1 protein-coding gene is annotated in these 510 nt (G+C 48.4%); it reads right to left on the minus strand.

Features of this window, described 5'->3' with window-relative positions; all coding sequences use genetic code 11:
* Positions 1 to 26: 26 nt before the first annotated feature.
* Positions 27 to 510, minus strand: a 484-nt coding sequence (locus R7Z49_RS27760; RefSeq protein ID WP_318112875.1) for a hypothetical protein, incomplete at its 5' end; no start/stop codon positions are given.

The following is a 510-nucleotide window of genomic DNA, read 5'->3' on the forward strand; positions in this document are numbered from 1 at the left end:
GTTGGAGAGCGTTTTTTTTAATTCAATTAATGCACTTTGGCTTGCGAGCTTGCGCCCATCAACGCATTAGGCGGCGTTGGTAACAACACTTCCAACTTCGCATTGCGGGCTTCCAGTTTGCGTTGACGCTTGAGCAACTTCTGCTGCTTTTTTGCCACTTTTAGCAGCTTTTTCTGCTGTTTGTAGTGTTTTTTCAGTGCTTTTTTCGCTTTCTTAAGCGCTTTTTTATCGGCCAAATCAAACAGTGCAGGAGCCGCCATCGACACTGGTGTCACCACTTTCGCAGCTTGTTTCTTCTCTTTCACTCGCTCGACCACACGTTTCACGATCGCCGCCTTTTCTGCGCTGTGTTTTGGCGTGACGGAAATGGATTGCGCAGGCAGCGCTTCAGCTAACAGACCGCATGCTTGTTGCTCGTTTAACGGCTTGTCTTGGCATTTTTGTGGAGGAATTGCGGCAGGCTTACACAATGAGTCTTTAGAAGCGGAAGAGCGTGCACAAGAGCGACAA

The organism is Vibrio sp. 1562 (assembly GCF_033340155.1).
Taxonomy (GTDB): Bacteria; Pseudomonadota; Gammaproteobacteria; order Enterobacterales; family Vibrionaceae; genus Vibrio; species Vibrio alginolyticus.